This window comes from Lysobacter sp. Root604 (genome assembly GCF_001427505.1).
In the GTDB taxonomy this organism is placed as follows: domain Bacteria; phylum Pseudomonadota; class Gammaproteobacteria; order Xanthomonadales; family Xanthomonadaceae; genus Lysobacter.
Genome location: NZ_LMGS01000001.1, coordinates 1511869 through 1529144 on the forward strand (window position 1 = coordinate 1511869; position 17276 = coordinate 1529144).

The following is a 17276-nucleotide window of genomic DNA, read 5'->3' on the forward strand; positions in this document are numbered from 1 at the left end:
GCGATAGCGCCCCATCGACTGGCCCAGCGCGGACCATTCGCCTCGGCTTCAGAGGTGTTGTCGCCGGGAACAGGGCCGCAGTTGATGACTCCCTGAGTCGGGCCCGGCAACTGATAGTAACCGGGGGGGCAGTTCCCCTCAGCCTCAACTTTGGTTGAGACGGCGCTGCAAGCAATCGCCAAAGCAAAGATCGCCCTTAACTTCATATGCATCTCCTTGAAGCTCAATCACAGCCGTGCGCCTATGGAGTTCTGGGCCCTAAACCAGGCAGGGTTTGCCCACCTGTGCGACCAGAGTCTGGATTTGACGCTGCGGGCATGGGCGGTTGATAGGCGGCCTTCGCTTGCGACGTGGCATCAGATTTAGCTTGAAAACCAGAGAAGTGATTGAACCCTCCGAGCGTTCCCTGAAAAAACATCGCAGCCGCCGGCGGCACCGTGATGATCAGCACCGTCAACAGCAGCCCTATCCCGCCTTGCTGCATCGCCTGGGTCGTCAGGCCTTCTACGTCGGTGCCGAGGATGCCGTTGATCGCTTTGGCCATCCACAGCGCCACCGCCACGCGCGAGGCCAGTTCCAAGGCGATCGCGGTCACTGCGCTGAGCATGGCCATCGAGAACAAGGTCCCGAGACCGTACATCAGCCATTTCCGGAACAGGTCCTTGGTCTGATCGAAGATCAGGCACAGGATGAACAAAGGTCCCAGGCCGACGAACAGCGCTAAGGTAAACTTGTAGAGCAGCAGCATCGCACCGGCCGTCATCGGTGGGCTGGCGGTGCCGAAGCCGGCGAACAGCAACGCGCGGGCTTTTTCGTCGTACATCTGCTGGTCGCCGTCGACGATCTGGACCGCGTCGATCGCGCTAAGGGCCACCTGCATGTAGGCCAGATTCTCGTCGATCGCGTCGGCCGAACTACGGTCGCTATCGCCAGTGAACATCCCGTGCACTTCGCGATCCAGATCGTGGGTGAACGTTCGATGCAAATCGCCGCCGAACACCGACATGGTGGTGGCCACGCCGACGATCACCGCGATCCGCGTCATGCTGGTGACCAGCGCGATCATCGGCTCGCGCGACTGGCCGGTGACGATGCGGTAGCCGGCGATCAGGATCCACAGCGTCACCAGGGTCAGGGCGATGCCGGTAGCCCAGGTCATGAAGCGCCCCATGAGTTCCAAGCCGAACTCGTCGACCTTGACGCTGAGGTAGTCGTTGACCAGTTTGAAGAAGGCGAACTCGCCGATGCCGGCCGCGCGCGGCGACCAGGCCTCCCACGCGGCCACAAAGCCGCTGCCCCATTGCAACCCTGCTGGCATCGTTAGCTTCCTGCTGGGGCCAAGCCCCGTTCGATGAAATGCGATTCGCCCGCGCTAGCGGCGACTCAGGGCTTCAGAGCGGCCTTGAGCGCAGCGGCCTGGACGACCTGACCGACGATGCCACCCATGCCCTGCCCCTTCTTGCCACGCATCGCACGCTTGGCCAGCCGCGCCTGATCCCACTTCAAGGACTCGATGTAGCTGTGGTATGCGGTCATGCGGGCCTGCCAGTAGTCGAGGTCCATCGAGGTGCGCGCCACGAATCGCTGGACCTCGTTGTCGTTGGCCGCCAACGCGCCTTGCTCATCCCCGACGTTGTCGCGCTGCCGCTGCACGTCCTGGAACTCTCGATTGCGCTTCATCAGCGTCTTGAGCATGCGCACGGACTCGTTGTACTTGGCGTTCTCCGCCTGAACCATGCGCTCGCAGATCTTCTGCTGCTCGTCCAGTACTTTGCCGTCCATCTTCGGCTGCGCCGCCGTGAATACCCGGGTCAGCAAGCTGCTCGCGCCGCCTTCGCCGTTGCCCTTGGCGGGGCAGCTGTCCGCCATCCCGTAGTTCAGATCGCGCTCGGGAAAAGTGTCCTCCATCTCCGGATCGCCCATGTTCAGGCGCTGCAGACGTATCAACTGCTGCTGATAGTGCTTGTAAGTGTCGTTGTAGGACTTGTAGGTCTCGCCCCAGCGCTGCGCCTGCAGCGCGAACTCTTGCGAGTCGGCGAAGGTCTGCCTGATCTGCCCCATGATCAGGCTGGGATCCTGGACGATCCATTGCGCGGCCGCCGGCCCGGACGCCAAGCCGCAAACGGCCAGTAGCGCGATGGTGCAGCGGCGCTTGCGCGACAAAGACGGGAAGCTCCATTTCATCGTATTCATCCTCTCGCGATTCATTTCGCGACCGAGCTGGCACAGAAAATAATGTGTAATTAATACACAGTTATTAACCCACTAAGATCGCGATTAAAACCAACAACAACGCGACCTTGATCACATTAGCGCCAGTTTACGACGCCAGCACAAGAGGGGTTTTCCACTATATCGAGGCGCTATTCAGCGATCCGATGATTATCAACTGATAATTCGTGCCATATCACACAAATAATCACCAAATTCCGCCGAATAAATACCCACGACAAAACTCACAATCAAAGCAAGGGCGGACACGGCGAGTTTTTGTCTTCATGGCGAACGGAACGGCGCGTACGAGCCGTTCCATCGGCGCCCAAGCGCCAACCTCCTTGCTCGCAGGCTTCCGACGACGGGCCGATCCCCCGCCCGCTGCGGCGCTATGCCGCACCCGCCCTGCGCGGCCGGCCCGGTATCATGCGGGGGATACCCCTGTCGGACCGGCCATGTTCAATCGCACCACCGTCATCGTCCTCGTCGCCGCGCTGGCCGCTGCGCTCGGCCTGTGGGCTGCGCAACGCTACTTCGGTGCGGCCGCGCCCTCGCAGTGGCCGCAGACTCAGGCCGTGCGCCTGTTCTCGCCGCCGCGCGAGCTGCCGGCCTACTCGCTGCGCCAGTCCGATGGCACCGCCTTGGTGCCAGGCGAGCTCAAGGGCCACTGGACCCTGGTGTTCCTGGGCTTCACTCATTGCCCCGACATCTGCCCGACCACCCTGGGCGAGATGGCGCAAGCGCAGAAGCAGTGGGCCTCGATCCCGGAAGCGCTGCGCCCGCGCGTGCTGTTCGTGTCGGTCGATCCGGAACGCGACACGCCCGACCGGATCGGCGAGTACGCGCATGCCTTCCACAAGGACACCCTGGCCGCGACCGCGGATCTGCCGGCGCTGGAGCGCTTCGCCAAATCGCTGAGCATGGTGTTCGCCAAGGTGCCGCCGCCGGAGGGCGTGCCGGCCAATCAGTACTCGGTCGATCACAGCGCCTCGATGGCGGTACTGGACCCGCAAGGCCGCATGGCCGGTTTGATCCAGCCGCCGCTGGATCCCAAGGCCATCGCCGCGGACATGGCCGCCCTGACCGAGGCCATGCCGTGAGCCTGCTGACCACCTTCACCTACATCCTGCCGCACCGCGCGCTGTCGTCGATCGCGCGCGCCCTGGCCTACTCCAGCCGCCCGGCGGTCAAGCAGTGGCTGATCGACACGGTCACGCGCAAGTTCGGCGTCGACCTGTCCGAGGCCGCCGAATCCGATCCGCGCGCCTACCCGACCTTCAACGCCTTCTTCACCCGCGCGCTCAAGCCGGGCGCGCGCGTGGCCGATCCCGATCCGCGCAGCCTGCTGATGCCGGCCGACGGCCGCATCAGCCAGTGCGGGCCGATCGTGCACGGCGACATTTTCCAGGCCAAGGGCCAGTCCTTCACCGCCGCCGAGCTGCTGGGCGACGAAGCGGCGGCCGAGCCGTTCGAGAACGGCGTGTACGCGACCGTGTACCTGTCGCCGAAGGACTATCACCGCGTGCACATGCCCTGGGCCGGCACCCTGCGCGAAACCGTGCACGTGCCGGGGCGTTTGTTCTCGGTCGGTCCGGACGCGGTGCGCAACGTGCCGCGCCTGTTCGCGCGCAACGAACGCCTGGTCTGCCACTTCGATACCGACTTCGGCCCGATGGCGGTGGTAATGGTGGGCGCGCTGCTGGTCTCGGGCGTGGAAACGGTGTGGAGCGGCGTCGAGATTCCGCGTTACGCCGATACCGTCACGGTCAAGGACTATCGCGGCGCCAACATCGCGCTGGACCGTTTCGCCGAGATGGCGCGCTTCAATTACGGCTCCACCGTGATCGTGTTGCTGCCGCCGGGCGTGGCCGCGCTGTCGCCGGCGCTGGCCGCGGAGACGGCGGTGCGGCTCGGGCAGGCGCTGGCCACTCTGACCGACTGAAGACGCTGGCGCGCCAACCCCTCTCCACTGCGGAGAGGGGTTGGGCAAACACCAAGTAGCTCAGTAGATCGGTGTAGCCACATAGGCCATGCCGGCACCGGTCTGCGGATTGATCGCCTGTCCGCTGATGCGGCCGAAATCGTCGATGTCGGTCGCGGTGGTCAGGCGCGGACCGTCGGCGGGGAAGTCCGCGATCAGATCGTGCAGGCGATGCACGCCGCCGTCGCGCCACAGCACCGCATCGCAGGCCGCCATGCTGGCATCCGTGCAGGAACGCCCCACCGCGTGCCGCCACAGGTTCAAGCCGTTGGCCTGCGCATTGAGGTGGCCAGCCAGCTTCGGCAGCGCGCGCATGCCGCCGTGGCGCGTCCACAGGAAGGCGCCCCAGTCCGGCGCTCCCTCCTCGGTGAGCGACTGATTGCCGAAGCCGACCACGTCGCCTTGCGGGTTGATCGCCATCGGCGTGTTCCAGGCCGCGCCGCCGATATCGCCCAACACCGTCGCCTGGCCGTGCTCCCACAGTACTGCGCGGATCGCGCTGAACTTGCCGACCGCGTCGTCGCAGATGCCGGAAATGCCGACCACCTGGCCGCGGTCGTTGATCGCGGTGGCGGCGCTCACCGTATCGCCGGCCGCCACCACCGGCGGCAGCTCCTGGATGCGGTTGCGGCGCGGCTCCCACAGCGCGGCGCGGAACTGGAACTTCTGCGGCAGCGTGCAGCCGACCGGGTCGCGCACCGCGGTCTCGGCCCAGCCCACGACCTGGCCGAAATTGTTGGCGCCGGTGGCGAAGCCATGGGTGCCGCCGAAGGTCGGCAAGGCCCGCATATGCCCGTCCTCCCAGACGAAGCCCAGGCATTGGTAGCGCGGGCCACCGGCCGGTCGCGCCAGCAGGAAGGCCGAGCAGCTCCAGTCCTCGTTCTCGCTGTCGATCACATTGGTTTCGGCGATGCCGGCGACGATGCCGCGCACGTTCTTCACCGGCCAGACCACGGCGCTCTGGCGCTCCGGGCTACCCAATGTGCCCAGGTCGGTGATTTGCTGGTTGCGCCAGAGCACGGCGTGGCGATGCGACGGCGCGGGCGCGGTCAGCGTCGAACGGCCGGCGACCCAGCCCAGATCATTGATGCTGGTGGCGGTGCTGGAACCGCCCAGCGACGGCAGGTAATCGATGCGATAACGCGGTGGCGCGGCCTGGGCGGTGCCGATGGCGAACAGACTCAGACTCAACAGCGAAACGGGCAGCGAGAGCTTCATGACGGGGCTCCTTCGGGCCGAGCGCGGTCGTCGCGATGCGCGAGCGCGATCGGCGTGGATGTATCGACGGTGATGCGATTGCGCGCCGGCGGCGCAGCGTCTGTATGCGCTGGGCTACGGCCGATTACTCGCCGTTTTCGGACGACTTCCTACCGCGTGACGCATGCGAATTTTCGCGCGCAGTCCGGAAGCGGAAAGATGTGCGCAGGCTGCGGATTGACGCTGCGTAGAACGTCGATTGGAGCGGCCACATCGAATCGAATCGAATCGTGCTCCAACGTAGCGGCCGGCCCGGCTCGCGGATCGGCGCTCGCTACGATGAATCGGCCTGCGCGCACGCCAGTGCCACGGCAAAAGCCGGACACTGGCGGAAACGCCGTGAGCGCCGGCCGCGGCGCGCAGGCGATCGCGAATCGGCGGCCGATCGTTAGCGGCGATGCCGGCGACGCTCGCCGGCGGGCGCTACATCGAGCGCGCGGCCCGTTGGCTTTGCTGCTGCTCCTGCTGCTCGCTCTGCGGCGAGGGCGCGGCGCTCAGGCGCTGTTGCAGTTCTTCGCTGCGACCGCGCAACGCGTCGGCCAGGGGCATCGATGCGATCCGGCGACCGGGATCGCCCAGGTCGCCCTGCACTACCAGCACATTGGGCTCCTGCCCGGGCGGCGAGCGTCCCAGCATCACGTGGTCGATGCGGTCGAAACGGTGCTGCGCGGCCAGGCAAGCCACGTTGAGATCCAGGCATGCGCGCGCATCGCCGCTCACCGCGCCCAGCTGAGCGTCCAGGCCGCGGCCCTGATCGCGCGCCTGCCGCAACAGCGGATGGTCCGCGCGCTCGGGCGCCACTGGCGCATCCACATCCAGGCTTGCGCGCAGTCCGGGCGCGCGCGGGTCCACGTGCAGCAGTTGGCTGACGTTGCCGTCGCGGGCCAGGTTGAGGTCGGTGGTGCCGTCGCGGTTGCGCACGCGGCTGAGGTCGTTGCGCGCGACCTCCGACCACTGCCCGTCCAGGTAGGCGCGGCCGGGTCCGTCGCGGTTCCAAAGCACGAAGTCGTCGCCCTGGGCGTACAGCCCGCCGGTGGCGCGGTTGCGCCCCTCGGCTTGCGGACGGCCGTAGGCATAGCCCGCGCCGCGGTCCAGGGCATCGATGAACGCCGGCGCCTGCTCCTTCTGCAGGAACAGCTCCTTGATGGTGGTGTACTCGGCGCGCTGGTTGGGACGGGTGGCGTCCTGGCCCAATTGCGAAGGATTGGCCAGCGGATCGGCGAGCACGCCCTGCCACGCGGTATGCAGGGGGCTGCGCGCATCGGCATTGCGTAATGCGACCACCACCTCGGCCCCGGCCAAGGTGGCGTCGCGGCCGGACTCCATGTAATCGCCGTTGGCGCGCAGCATGCGGCCGATGGCCTGATTGACGTCCGCGACGCTGTCGTGGGTGCCATTGTTCATGTCGCGCAACAAGCCCGGCGCCCAGCGATCGCCGCTCTGGTTCTCGACCTTGGCGACCATGGCCGCCAGGCGGATCTGATCGTCCGGTGTGGAATTGCGGAACAGCGCGGTCTGACGTACCTGCGCCAGGGTACCAGTCATCAACTCCTCGACCTGGGCCGCATCGCGATCGTGGATGTAGGTGACGCCGGCATCGGAGCGCAGGAAGGTATTGAGGTTGCGTTCGATGCGCGCGTCCATCGGCCGGCCGTTCTGCGCGTCGATGGTGTCGCCGTTGCGGGCCAGGTCGGCGGCGGTCTGGCGACGCTCCGCCGCGCTGAGCGCGGTGCCGGCCGGCTGGGTGGCGGCCCAGGCCTGGTAGGCATTCAGCAGGGACGGAATCACTTCCGGGTGCTGCCCCAGATCGGTCTGCAGGGTGCCGATGGAATAACCGCTGTTGCCGACCGGGGACATGCGTCCGGTATCGGCGTCGCGGTTGCCGGCGAAGGACAGGCGCGTGGATACGTCGCGCCCGCCGATGCTGCCTTCGGAGCCCACGCCGATGGCGAAATACGCCACCGCGCGCAGTTCGGCATCGGTCAGCGGGCGCGGCGCGGCGGCGGCGGGCGCTACTTGGTCTGCGGGTACGTTCATCGCGTCGCCTCCTTGGCTTGGTCGCGCTCAGTCTTGCTCGGCGTCTTCTTCGCAGCCGCTGCTGTCGTCGGGCACGGCTTGGCCGGCCCCGGCCGGGTGCAGTTTCAGGTAAGGCCGGTAGCCGTCGCCGGACTTGCGGTACCAGCCCAGCACGGCGCCTTCGCGCGCCAGGTAGGCCGATGCTTCGCCGTAGTTCGGGCAGGCGCGGATTTTGCCATCGGCTTCGCCTTCGCTGCACAGGCGCAGATACAGACGGCCGTCGCGCAGCTCGCCCTGCAACTGGCCGCTGTCGCCACGCGCGCGGGTGCCGTCGTCCCAACGACCGCTAACGCCGCTGCCGGACTCGGCCAACTCCAAGTGGGCGCTGTGCTGCCAGCCGCAGGACTGGCGATAGGCCCATTGACCCGAGAATTCTTGCTTCGGCGCCGCCGCGACGGGTGCGGGTGCGGGCGCTGGTGCGGCGGCGGGCGCGGCGGCGGTCCGATCGGGGGTCGCCGCCTCGGCCGGCTCGACGGCGGCGCTGTCGGGGCTGGGCGCCTTGGCGGCGCAGGCCGGCAACGCCAACAAGGCGGCTAAGGCGAAAGTGCTGAAACAACGTCCTGTAAGCATGGGGCCACCGAGGCTCCTGTCGGTGGCTCAGTAGTAGCACGAGGCTCGGACCGACGACAAGACAGATCGGAGGCGTACAAAGCATGCCCCTGACGGCTCACCCGAGTGAGGCGATACCTGCGCGACCCGCGCGGCCGCCAGCATGGATCGAGCTACCGTCATGGCGATCGTGGCGCCGGCCATGCGAGCAGGCGCAGTTACCGGCGCTGCTCCAACTCGCCTAATTCGCGCTCGAACCTCACGACCAGGGCCGGGTCGGCGTCCTTGCGGTGCTGGTCGAGAAAGCGCCGCAGTTCGCTGCGGTACTCCTCGACGAACTCGGGGTTGTCGGGGCTCGCCGCCAGTTGCGCGGCCGCCCTGTCCACCGGCCCGCGCGCCTGCGCGACCACCCAACGGCGCCCGTAGTCGGACTCGTCGCTCATGATCGCGACGTTGCGCTCGAAGCCGGGCACGTACTTGACCACGAACCGCTGGCCCTGCGGCGGCAGCAGGATCTCGTTGCGGATCGGGTAGATGCTGGCCGACATGGTGTCGAACTCGATCTTGACGTCGCGCCCGTCGGCGGTGCGCAACACCGCCCAGTAGTCGGAAATGTACTGATCGTTGAGGGTCGAGTTGGTCAGCTCGGAGTGCACGATCACCGCCGTGCCGCGGCTGCCATAGGCATTTAGGAACCAGGCGTTGAGAATATGACCCGTGAAAATGTTGAGCTGGCCGCCGATGAAGGCCGCCAGCAACAGCAGCATCCAGCGCGCCTTTCCGGTCCACCGCACCATCAACAGACTCGCCGCCAGCGCCAGCAGGACCAGCGCCAACCACGACCAGAACGGATGGTGCGCGAGCGCGTAGAAGAAGCCGGAAAGTACGATCATGAGGTGAGAGCGATCCGTGGCGGGTCGTACTCATATTCGCATCGTTGTACGCCCTGTTGCACCAGATCCGGAATCGGCGCTGGGCAAAGACGGCATCGCCGCAGAGAACGGCGATGCCGCTGCCTAGACGCCTGCGATCAGGGCGGATCGCAACAGGCGATGCACGAACCACCCGAGCCGATGCCGCCGTAGCCGTTGGGACAGGTCCAGCAGGTATCGCAACCCGGCGGCGCGTTCGGGGTCGATGCGGTGACCTGCATGAACGCCGACATACCCAGCAGCAGCGATGCCACAGCGATGGCGATCCATTTCGTCTTGCCTTTCCTTGATTCGAACACGGTCCTCTCCTTGTCCTCGATGGCGCCGAACTGCAGCCGAACCGGCGGCGGCGCCGAAGTCCGCCGGTCGATAGGCGGCGGCCGCTAAGGCAGCGTGGCCTGATGCGGCAGCGCGACGGCGCCGGGCGGATCCCGCGGCACGTCCTTCTCGGTGAGCACGCCGTACTTCACGTAACGGATGCGGCCGTTGCGGTCGACGCTGAGCAGCGCCGGCACGGTGCGCACGCGCATCAGGGCGCGGGTGCGCGCGTCGGTCAGGGCGACGGTCGGAATCTTGGAACCGTGCTTCTTGAGAAAGGCGTCGGTCGCCGTGGCGTCGCGCAGGGAAACGCCGTAGAACTCGCTGCCGCTCGCGGCGGCGCGACTGTAGATGCGCTCGATGTGGGGCGCTGAAGCCGCGCAGAACCGGCAGTCGGGCGAAAACACGTACAGGAACTGCATGCCGGACGCCGGCGCGCCCAGGCGCACGACGCGCTCGGGATTCTGCACCAGCGGCCGCACGATCACCGGCAGGTAGTCGCCGCTTTGCGCGCGCCCGAGCTGGGTCCGGGTTTCCTGCAGCTGCTGCTGCAACTGACGCTGGCCGTATGCGGACCAGAGCGAAAAACCCGCGGCGCCGATCAGCAGCACGTACAACAACATGTCCGCGATCGATCCTTGCATGCTCCGTTTCGACATGGCGCTCCCTGCCCTGGACGACGACGCTTCGATGCGGCGGACGATTGCCGCTGTGTCGCTCGTTTATAGGGCGAGGCCGCAGGCCGTACAAGACGAATGGCCCGTGTTTGCGCCGAGTCGAATAGGCAGCGGTGCCAATCGCAAGCACTGCTTATAGACAAAAGGCACAGATTGCGTGCTGACGTGCTTCAGCGCTCGCGCACCGACAGGCCGATCCAGGTCTGCGCCAGCCAGTAGGTCGCCAGCACCACCACGCTCGCGGTCGCGAACGGCGCGGCGAAGCGGTCGATCGCCAGGCTGGCATCGGAGATCACGAAACTCAGGCCACCCAAGGCCGCCAGCGCGCTCGCGCGCGTGCGCTGCCGCCACCACACCGCCGCGGCCTGCGCAGCCATCGCCGCCAGCACCGCCACGTAGATCACGACCGGTACGCGCAGCTCGCCCGGCAGATGCGACCACAACACCGCCAGCACGGCGGCGGCGAGCGCAGCGTAGGCCAGGAACGGCCACAGCGTCGCGAATGCGCTCGCCCTGCGCGTGAACGCGATCAGATAGGCCAGATGCGCGCACAGGAAGCTGCCCAGCCCGAACACGAACCAGTCGCCGGGCAGCATCAGGAATACGTCGCCCAAGGTCGACAACGCGAGGCCGACCAGGATCGCGGGCCGATACTTCGTGCGACCCACCGGCAGGCGCCAGACCATTGCCAGCACCAGCAAGGTCGCGGTGGGTTTGGTCAGGTAGTGCAGCCAGGGTAGCGGCGCCATCGCACCGACGATCGCGAGCACCGACGCCAGCGCGATCGCGGGCAGCCAGTAGCGCGCGCCGCCGTCGCCGGAGTTCGCGCTGTCGATGTCATCGGTCCGTCCCACGCCCTGCCCCTCCATTTACGACGCGGCCGGTCGCTGTTCGATGATCGCCCGCATGTAGCCGCGCAGTCGCGCTTCGCAGCGTCGGGTTGCGACGTCTATCGAAGTTTCGGCGCCGACGCACGATCGCTCCATCGCCGCCGCCGAGCGCTCGACGTCGCCGCGCAGCCCCGCGGCCAGGGCCTGCAGACGCGGCATCAGATAGGGTACGTCGCGCCGCAGCGCGGGCGTGAGGCCGACGGCTTCGACGTGGCCGGCGTCGCCGCTGGCCATGCTCCGGCAGAACGCGATCTCGGCGCGCATCAGCAGCAGGACGCTGCTCATCGAAGCCAGCGAGGCTTCGTCCAGCGCCGCCACGCTACGGTTCAAGGCGCGCTCCACCTCGTCGACCCGTCGCCAGTCCCCGCGGTTCTGCAGCGCCTTGAGCTGGAACCATTCGTCCTGCAAGGGCAGCGCATCGGCGCGCTCGGCCAGCACGCGCATCTCGTGCTCGGGCAATTCGTCGGCGGTGACGCCGCGCAAGGAACGGCCCATCAAGCGCATCCACACCAGCCAGGGATCGGTATGCATGTCGGAAGGCCAGTGCCGCAGCCGCAGCAACTGCAATCCGTCGGTGGCCAGGGACTTGGTCTGATAAGGCAGGAGATTGCAGGCGAAGCCGGCGAAGTTGAGCAGCGCGAGCGCGATGCACAGCAACTGCCAGTGCGAGGCCTCCATCGTCGCCAGCAACGCCGCCAGCGACAGGGTGAGGACCAGATTCGCCAGCGGCCCGCCCAGCAGCATCACCGCGAAATCGCCGCGCGGCGGCCGATCGGGATCGGGGAACGCGACCACGTAGCCTCCGACTTCGCGCACATGCCGACGCTCACGTGGTCGCGGGCGCCAGCCGCCGACCACCGGGTAGAACTCGACCGGTCCGATCGCCACGGCAAGCAGGATCATGCGGCGCAGGCGCGCGCCCAGGTAGTGGCCAAACTCGTGCACCGCCAGCGCCAGGTAGGTCAGCGCCATGAACAACAGGACGCCGGCCGACAGCGCCCAGAATCCGGAGAGCGGCTCGACGATGGAACTGCAGGCCAGCGCGGCCCCGAGGACGCTCAGCGCCGCCAGAGCAGCGGCCAGCGCCTCCATCACCCGGTTCAGCCGCGGCGACCAAGACCAGGGCGCCGTCGCCCCCTGGTCCGTCGGCTTTTCGTCAGCGGCGTCCATGCCGACGGCGCTTACTTACAGCCGTCGACCTTCAAGGTCTGGCCCGGACGGATCGAATAACGAGGCGCCTTCAGGCCGTTACGCTTGGCCAGCTTGCCGGTGTCGCACTGGAACTTCTGCGCGATCGAGGTCAGGGTTTCGCCGCGCTGCACGCGATAGCTCTTGGGCTTTTCTTTTTCCTTGGCCTTGGGCTGCGGTGCCGGCGCGATCGCGACGGTACCGTCCTCGCCCCTCTCGGTGGAGGTCACCATCGTCACCGGACCGGTGCGCACGATCGCCGTAGTCGGATCGCTGAGCATCAGAGTGCGGGCCAGATCGGCGCGCGCGCCCTGCACGCACCAGCGGTTGTACAGGCCGACGATCTTGGTGGTGGCGTTGAGACTGGTGCCGGTCGGCAGGTAGCTGTCGGCCTGGTAGCGCGGATTGAGATTGCGCAGGACGCGCATGTAGCCGTCGCGGGTGCCGCCGTTGCCCAGGCAGATGGTGAGCTGGTAGATCGAGCTGGGCTGGCTCAGGCGCAGGCTGGCCGGCTTGGGATCGACCTTGGGGAAGCTCAGGCCGTATTCCTTCGGGTGCAGGAACAGCCAGGCCGCGGCGATCACCATCGGCACGTAGTCGCGGGTTTCGGGCGGGAACTGGTTGTAGACCGACTCGTCCCAGAAATTGCGGCCGCCGCTGGCGTTGAACACGCGCTGGGCGCGGCCCTCGCCGCCGTTGTAGGCGGCCAACGACATCTCGATGCTGTTGTTGAGCGCGGCCATGCGTTCGTTGAGGTACTCGGCGCTGGCCTGGGCCGAGGCGCGCGCGTCGTAGCGGGTGTCGAAACCGGTGCCGTCGTCGCCCAGGCCGAAACGCTTGCCGGTCGCGTACATGAACTGCATCGGGCCGGCCGCGCCGGCGCGCGAGGTCGAGTGCACGCGGCCGTTGGATTCCTTGGCCATGATGCCGAACAGCAGCGCCTCGGGCAGGCCGGCGCGCTCGTACTGCGGCCACATCATCTGGCGCATGTACTGGTAGTTCTCGTGGCTCTGGATCAGCGAGCCGCGCATGTCGGTCAGCCAGCGGCGGATGCCCGCCTGCACGGCCGGGTTGTACTGCACCATCTTCACGAAGCGCTGGCCGTCGGCGTTGAGCAGGGCGGCGGCGCGCGCGGCCTGCGGCACGTCGGCGGCCAGCGAGCCGTCGGTGTCCAGCAGGGTCTCGTCCTCTTCGTCGCCGGCGTCGGCGCGCGATTCGGCATCGGCATTGGCCTTGAGCAGGCGCTTGTAGCTGGTCAGCATGGTGGTCAGCTGGCAGCCCTTCTGCTTATTGCAGGCGGCGATCACATCCTCCATGTCCTCCAGCGCCGAGTCGCTGAGCTTCTGGCCCTCCGGATCGGCGTTGCGGATCTGCACCAGGGCGGCGCGGTACTTGGCCTCGGCGGCCTGCATGCGCTGGTTCAGGGCGTCGACGGCGGCCTGGTCGCGCTTGGACAGGGCCGAGGCATCGAAGGACAGCGCGGCCAGCGCGAGGACGGCGACGGGCGCGAAGGCACCAGAAAGACGGGCAAATGGGGGCATGGACGACAAGGGCAGCGAAGGGTCCTGGCAGGGTAGCCGCGGGGTCCATGCGGGGCAAGGAAGCGTGAGCGCGCGCACCTTGCCGGTTCATCTGGCGCGGGCGGACACCGACACGCCGATGCGACGCTGCCGCTAGAATCGACCGATCTTCCAACGGACGCGGACATGGACTCGACGCAGAACGCCATCCTCCTGGGCAAGGCGGTGACCACGCCCGAGAGCGGCCAGGTCTACCTGCAGGCCAAGCTGGGCAACCGCCACGGCCTGGTCGCCGGCGCCACCGGCACCGGCAAGACCGTGACCCTGATGACGATCGCGGAAGGCTTTTCGCGCCTGGGCGTGCCGGTGTTCCTGGCCGATGTGAAGGGCGATGTCGCCGGCCTGGCCGTGGCCGGTACCGCCAACGACAAGCTGCTGGCGCGCGTGGCCGAGCTGGGCGTGCCCGATTGGACGCCCGAAGCCAGCCCCACCGTGTTCTGGGACTTGTTCGGCAAGCTCGGCCATCCGGTGCGCACCACCGCCAGCGAAATGGGCCCGACCCTGTTGGCGCGCATCCTGGAGCTCAACGACACCCAGTCGGGCGTGCTCGACATCGTGTTCAAGCTCGCCGACGACCGCGGCCTGCTGCTGCTCGACCTCAAGGACCTGCGCGCGCTGCTGGCGCTGGTGGCGGAGGAGCGCAAGGACATCTCGACCTCCTACGGCCTGGTCAGCACCCAGTCGGTGGGCGCGATCCAGCGCGCCCTGCTGCGCCTGGAACAGGAAGGCGGCGACGCCTTCTTCGGCGAGCCGGCGCTGGAGCTGACCGACCTGATGCGCACCGCGCCCAACGGCCGCGGCCTGATCAACATCCTCGCCTCCGACCAGCTGATCATGAAGCCGCGCCTGTATTCGAGCTTCCTGCTGTGGCTGCTGTCGGAACTGTTCGAGAACCTGCCCGAGGTCGGCGACCTCGACAAGCCCAAGCTGGTGTTCGTGTTCGACGAGGCGCATCTGCTGTTCGACGATGCCCCTCCGGCCCTGCAACAGCGCGTGGAACAGGTGGTGCGCATCATCCGCTCCAAGGGCGTGGGCGTGTATTTCTGCTCGCAGTTCCCCGACGACGTGCCCGACGACATCCTCGGCCAGCTCGGCAACCGCGTGCAGCACGCGCTGCGCGCGTTCACCCCGCGCGATCAGAAGGCGGTCAAGACCGCGGCCGAAACCTTCGTGCCGAACCCCGCGCTGAACGTCGCCGAGGCGATCTCCAAGCTCGGCACCGGCGAGGCGCTGGTTTCGACCCTGCAGGACAAGGGCGTACCGATGCCGGTGGAGCGCACCCTGATCGCGCCGCCGCGCTGCCGCATGGGCGCGATCACCGAGGCCGAACGCGCGCAAGTGCGCGCCGGCAGCCCGGTGGGGCATAAGTACGACACCGCGATCGATCGCGAATCGGCCTCGGAAATGCTGGCCAAGCGCGCCGAAACCGCGGCCACCCAGGCCGAGGCGCCGCCGGCCAAGACCCGCGAACAGGACGAGGCCGAGCAAGGCGGTTTCGGCCAGGCGGTCAAGGACGCGGTGTTCGGCACCAAGCGTCGCCAGGGCATGGTCGAGACCATGGCCAAGCAAACCGCACGCACCGTCGGCAACCAGATCGGCCGGCAGATCCTGCGCGGCCTGCTGGGCGGCATCTTCGGCGGGCGCAAGTAAGGCTTAGCCGGTTTCGTCCGACGCGAAGCCGGCCCCACACCGGCAGCGCCCACTTTCCACCCGTTCGCATCGCGAATATCCGTTTCGACCATCAACCAGGAGCGTGTCCGTATGAACCCGAAGTTGCTCGTGCTCGCCAGCGTCGCCCTGATCGCCCTCGCCGGCTGCGAACCGCAGAAGCCGGCCGAACCGGCCGCCGACGCGCCCAAGGCCGAAGCCGCGGCCGCCCCCGCCGCCGCGCCGGAACCGGCGCCGCCGGTCGCGCCCGCGCTGGACCCCAAGGCCTTCGCCGGTACCTTCAGCGGCACCCTGCCCTGCGCCGACTGCCCGGGCATCAACACCACGCTCGAGCTGAAGGCCGACGGCACTTACGCCGTCGCCACCAGCTACCAGGACCGCAAGAACAGCGAGACCAAGGGCGACGGCACCTGGACCGCCGAGGAAGCCGGCCAGCGCATCCGCCTGGATCCCAACAGCAAGACCGTGGAAGACAGCCTGTACCAGGTGGTGTCGGCCGACGAGATCCGCGCGCTGGACAAGGAAGGCAAGGCGATCGACAGCCAGGCCAACCTCAGCCTCAAGCGCCAGGCCGCTGCGCTGTAACGACGCATGGGCCGATGGCGACCTCCCGCGGAGCACAGCACCGCCCTGATCACGCGGGAGGGCCACGCCCGGCTCAAGCAGGAGCTGGACGAGCTATGGCGCGTCCGCCGTCCTGAAGTGGTGAAAGCCCTGGCCGCCGCGGCGGCCGAGGGCGACCGCTCGGAAAACGCCGAGTACATCTATCGCAAGAAGCAGTTGGGCGAGATCGACCGTCGCGTGCGCTATCTGAGCAAGCGCGTGCCCGCGCTGCGCGTGGTCGAGACCGCGCCCACGGACCCGGACGCGGTGTATTTCGGGGCCTGGGTCGAAGTCGAGAACGTCGCCGACGGCGAATTGCAGCGCTATCGCATCGTCGGCCCGGACGAGACCGATGCGCGCCTGGGCCACATCAGCATCGATTCGCCGCTGGCGCGGGCGATGCTGAAGAAGCGCGTCGACGACGAGTTCGAGGCGGCGCTGCCCGGCGGCGCGACACGCTACGCGATCGTGGCGGTGGAGTACGAAGGCTAAGCCCGCAGCGCGCCGGCCCGCAGCCTCAGCTCCCCGCCTCCAGCTGCGCGTCGATCAAGGCGTCCGGGCTGGGCGTCTCGTCCATGTACACCGGCGCCGACTTGCTCGAGAGCTTGCGCTCCGGGTCGTAACGGTAGGCCTCGTCGCCCTTGCCGCTGTCGTTGACGCGGCCGCGCTGGACGATGCGCGCGCCGGTCAGCAGGTTCCAGCTCAGCTTCAGGGTGTCGTGGCTGTTGGTGCGGCTGTAACGCTCGGCGTCCAGACCGATCAAGCGCATGCGCTTGGTCTGAGGGTCGTAGCGATAGCGATAGGTGGTGGCGGTGGCGGTGGTGCCGCCGGTGAGGTCCTCGACGATCAGCACGCCCTTCTTGAACGACAGCGAGGCCGAGCCCAGCGGCGCTACCTCGAGCGCGGCTTCGCCCGTGGGCGAATGGCCCAGGTCGAATTCGTCCCGGTAGCCCAGCATCACCTTCAGCAGACGCTTCTCGTCGTTGCCGCCGACGTAGGCGGTGTCGCCGATGCCGTCGCCGTTGAAGTCGCCGTCCAGACGGGTCTCGACGCGCGAGTCGTCGGGCAGATAGTCCACCAGCATGCTTTCGGTCATCGGCTCCAGCTTGGGCTCCTGCGCCCACGCCGTGCCGGCGAACGCCAGCGCCAATCCGATCCCGACCCACATCGTCCTGCTGCGTTTCATCGTCCGTCCCCTGTGTCGATCCCTGGCGCGCATCCTACCCCCGCGCCGCTTCCCAGGTTCACGCGAAAACGCCGCCGGCCAGGACAGGCTGCCGGGATGACCGCCGCCGGCTAGCGCGCCTAAGATGGCCGCAGGCGCAGACCACAGCGGGAGACGG

17 protein-coding genes are annotated in these 17276 nt (G+C 67.7%); 5 read left to right on the plus strand and 12 right to left on the minus strand.

The genetic code is table 11. The annotated features are described in order from the left end of the window. Positions 1–241 precede the first annotated feature (241 nt). Both ASD69_RS06915 and ASD69_RS06920 read right to left on the minus strand, forming a co-directional pair. The gene (locus tag ASD69_RS06915) at positions 242–1318 is read right to left on the minus strand and encodes a type IV secretion system protein (RefSeq protein WP_235567155.1); all 1077 of its coding nucleotides are present in this window, start codon (positions 1316–1318) and stop codon (positions 242–244) included. A 65-nt stretch (positions 1319–1383) separates the two neighbouring features. Then, on the minus strand, positions 1384–2184 hold the full coding sequence (locus ASD69_RS06920) for a DUF4141 domain-containing protein (RefSeq protein ID WP_235567156.1): 801 nt from the start codon (positions 2182–2184) through the stop codon (positions 1384–1386). Positions 2185–2669: 485 nt separating this feature from the next. Here ASD69_RS06920 and ASD69_RS06925 point away from each other — a divergent pair, with 485 nt between their 5' ends. Together ASD69_RS06925 and asd are read left to right on the plus strand one after the other, a co-directional pair. Then, the gene (locus tag ASD69_RS06925) at positions 2670–3314 is read left to right on the plus strand and encodes an SCO family protein (protein WP_056175493.1); all 645 of its coding nucleotides are present in this window, start codon (positions 2670–2672) and stop codon (positions 3312–3314) included. Next, entirely contained in the window at positions 3311–4156 is an 846-nt protein-coding gene (gene asd, locus ASD69_RS06930) for an archaetidylserine decarboxylase (RefSeq protein ID WP_056175495.1), read from the plus strand. The genes ASD69_RS06925 and asd overlap by 4 nt, the downstream gene beginning before the upstream one ends. Before the next feature lie 60 nt (positions 4157–4216). Here the strand turns inward: asd and ASD69_RS06935 are convergent, their stop codons facing one another. The 9 genes from ASD69_RS06935 to ASD69_RS06970 form a co-directional block, all read right to left on the minus strand. Beyond that, positions 4217–5413, minus strand: coding sequence for a hypothetical protein (locus ASD69_RS06935; protein WP_056175499.1), 1197 nt, complete (start codon positions 5411–5413; stop codon positions 4217–4219). A 462-nt stretch (positions 5414–5875) separates the two neighbouring features. Further along, complete coding sequence (locus ASD69_RS06940; protein WP_056175501.1) at positions 5876–7489, minus strand: XVIPCD domain-containing protein; 1614 nt, start codon at positions 7487–7489, stop codon at positions 5876–5878. Positions 7490–7516: 27 nt separating this feature from the next. Further along, positions 7517–8098: a hypothetical protein gene (locus tag ASD69_RS06945; protein WP_157499062.1), complete on the minus strand. Its 582-nt coding sequence runs from the start codon at positions 8096–8098 to the stop codon at positions 7517–7519. Positions 8099–8295: 197 nt separating this feature from the next. Further along, a complete protein-coding gene (locus tag ASD69_RS06950; RefSeq protein WP_056175507.1) occupies positions 8296–8970 on the minus strand; it encodes a hypothetical protein in 675 nt (224 codons plus the stop codon). A gap of 137 nt (positions 8971–9107) precedes the next feature. Next, on the minus strand, positions 9108–9263 hold the full coding sequence (locus ASD69_RS21800) for a hypothetical protein (protein ID WP_162250621.1): 156 nt from the start codon (positions 9261–9263) through the stop codon (positions 9108–9110). 129 nt (positions 9264–9392) lie between these two features. Beyond that, the gene (locus tag ASD69_RS06955; RefSeq protein WP_056175510.1) at positions 9393–9971 is read right to left on the minus strand and encodes a TlpA disulfide reductase family protein; all 579 of its coding nucleotides are present in this window, start codon (positions 9969–9971) and stop codon (positions 9393–9395) included. Between the two features lie 203 nt (positions 9972–10174). Continuing rightward, the gene (locus ASD69_RS06960) at positions 10175–10858 is read right to left on the minus strand and encodes a lysoplasmalogenase (protein ID WP_235567157.1); all 684 of its coding nucleotides are present in this window, start codon (positions 10856–10858) and stop codon (positions 10175–10177) included. A 15-nt stretch (positions 10859–10873) separates the two neighbouring features. Next, positions 10874–12064, minus strand: a complete 1191-nt coding sequence (locus tag ASD69_RS06965; RefSeq protein WP_157499065.1) for a M50 family metallopeptidase — start codon at positions 12062–12064, stop codon at positions 10874–10876. Between the two features lie 11 nt (positions 12065–12075). Then, complete coding sequence (locus ASD69_RS06970; protein WP_056175520.1) at positions 12076–13623, minus strand: transglycosylase SLT domain-containing protein; 1548 nt, start codon at positions 13621–13623, stop codon at positions 12076–12078. 165 nt (positions 13624–13788) lie between these two features. On the opposite strand from ASD69_RS06970, the gene ASD69_RS06975 reads away from it, so the two are divergent. The 3 genes from ASD69_RS06975 (at position 13789) to greB (ending at position 16425) form a co-directional block, all read left to right on the plus strand. Next, a complete protein-coding gene (locus ASD69_RS06975) occupies positions 13789–15312 on the plus strand; it encodes a helicase HerA-like domain-containing protein (RefSeq protein ID WP_056175523.1) in 1524 nt (507 codons plus the stop codon). A gap of 111 nt (positions 15313–15423) precedes the next feature. Further along, a complete protein-coding gene (locus ASD69_RS06980; protein ID WP_056175526.1) occupies positions 15424–15915 on the plus strand; it encodes a copper resistance protein NlpE in 492 nt (163 codons plus the stop codon). Between the two features lie 6 nt (positions 15916–15921). After that, on the plus strand, positions 15922–16425 hold the full coding sequence (gene greB / locus ASD69_RS06985; RefSeq protein WP_056175529.1) for a transcription elongation factor GreB: 504 nt from the start codon (positions 15922–15924) through the stop codon (positions 16423–16425). Positions 16426–16450: 25 nt separating this feature from the next. On the opposite strand, the gene ASD69_RS06990 is transcribed toward greB, so the two are convergent. After that, positions 16451–17119, minus strand: a complete 669-nt coding sequence (locus tag ASD69_RS06990; RefSeq protein WP_157499066.1) for a hypothetical protein — start codon at positions 17117–17119, stop codon at positions 16451–16453. Positions 17120–17276 lie beyond the last annotated feature (157 nt).

Coding starts and splice junctions, on each gene's coding strand:
- ASD69_RS06915 (WP_235567155.1), bottom strand. CDS start 1,318: ATGCCAGCAGGGTTGCAATGGGGCAGCGGCTTTGTGGCCGCGTGGGAG.
- ASD69_RS06920 (WP_235567156.1), bottom strand. CDS start 2,184: ATGAAATGGAGCTTCCCGTCTTTGTCGCGCAAGCGCCGCTGCACCATC.
- ASD69_RS06925 (WP_056175493.1), top strand. CDS start 2,670: ATGTTCAATCGCACCACCGTCATCGTCCTCGTCGCCGCGCTGGCCGCT.
- ASD69_RS06935 (WP_056175499.1), bottom strand. CDS start 5,413: ATGAAGCTCTCGCTGCCCGTTTCGCTGTTGAGTCTGAGTCTGTTCGCC.
- ASD69_RS06940 (WP_056175501.1), bottom strand. CDS start 7,489: ATGAACGTACCCGCAGACCAAGTAGCGCCCGCCGCCGCCGCGCCGCGC.
- ASD69_RS06945 (WP_157499062.1), bottom strand. CDS start 8,098: ATGCTTACAGGACGTTGTTTCAGCACTTTCGCCTTAGCCGCCTTGTTG.
- ASD69_RS06950 (WP_056175507.1), bottom strand. CDS start 8,970: ATGATCGTACTTTCCGGCTTCTTCTACGCGCTCGCGCACCATCCGTTC.
- ASD69_RS06955 (WP_056175510.1), bottom strand. CDS start 9,971: ATGCAAGGATCGATCGCGGACATGTTGTTGTACGTGCTGCTGATCGGC.
- ASD69_RS06965 (WP_157499065.1), bottom strand. CDS start 12,064: ATGGACGCCGCTGACGAAAAGCCGACGGACCAGGGGGCGACGGCGCCC.
- ASD69_RS06970 (WP_056175520.1), bottom strand. CDS start 13,623: ATGCCCCCATTTGCCCGTCTTTCTGGTGCCTTCGCGCCCGTCGCCGTC.
- ASD69_RS06975 (WP_056175523.1), top strand. CDS start 13,789: ATGGACTCGACGCAGAACGCCATCCTCCTGGGCAAGGCGGTGACCACG.
- ASD69_RS06980 (WP_056175526.1), top strand. CDS start 15,424: ATGAACCCGAAGTTGCTCGTGCTCGCCAGCGTCGCCCTGATCGCCCTC.
- greB (WP_056175529.1), top strand. CDS start 15,922: ATGGGCCGATGGCGACCTCCCGCGGAGCACAGCACCGCCCTGATCACG.
- ASD69_RS06990 (WP_157499066.1), bottom strand. CDS start 17,119: ATGAAACGCAGCAGGACGATGTGGGTCGGGATCGGATTGGCGCTGGCG.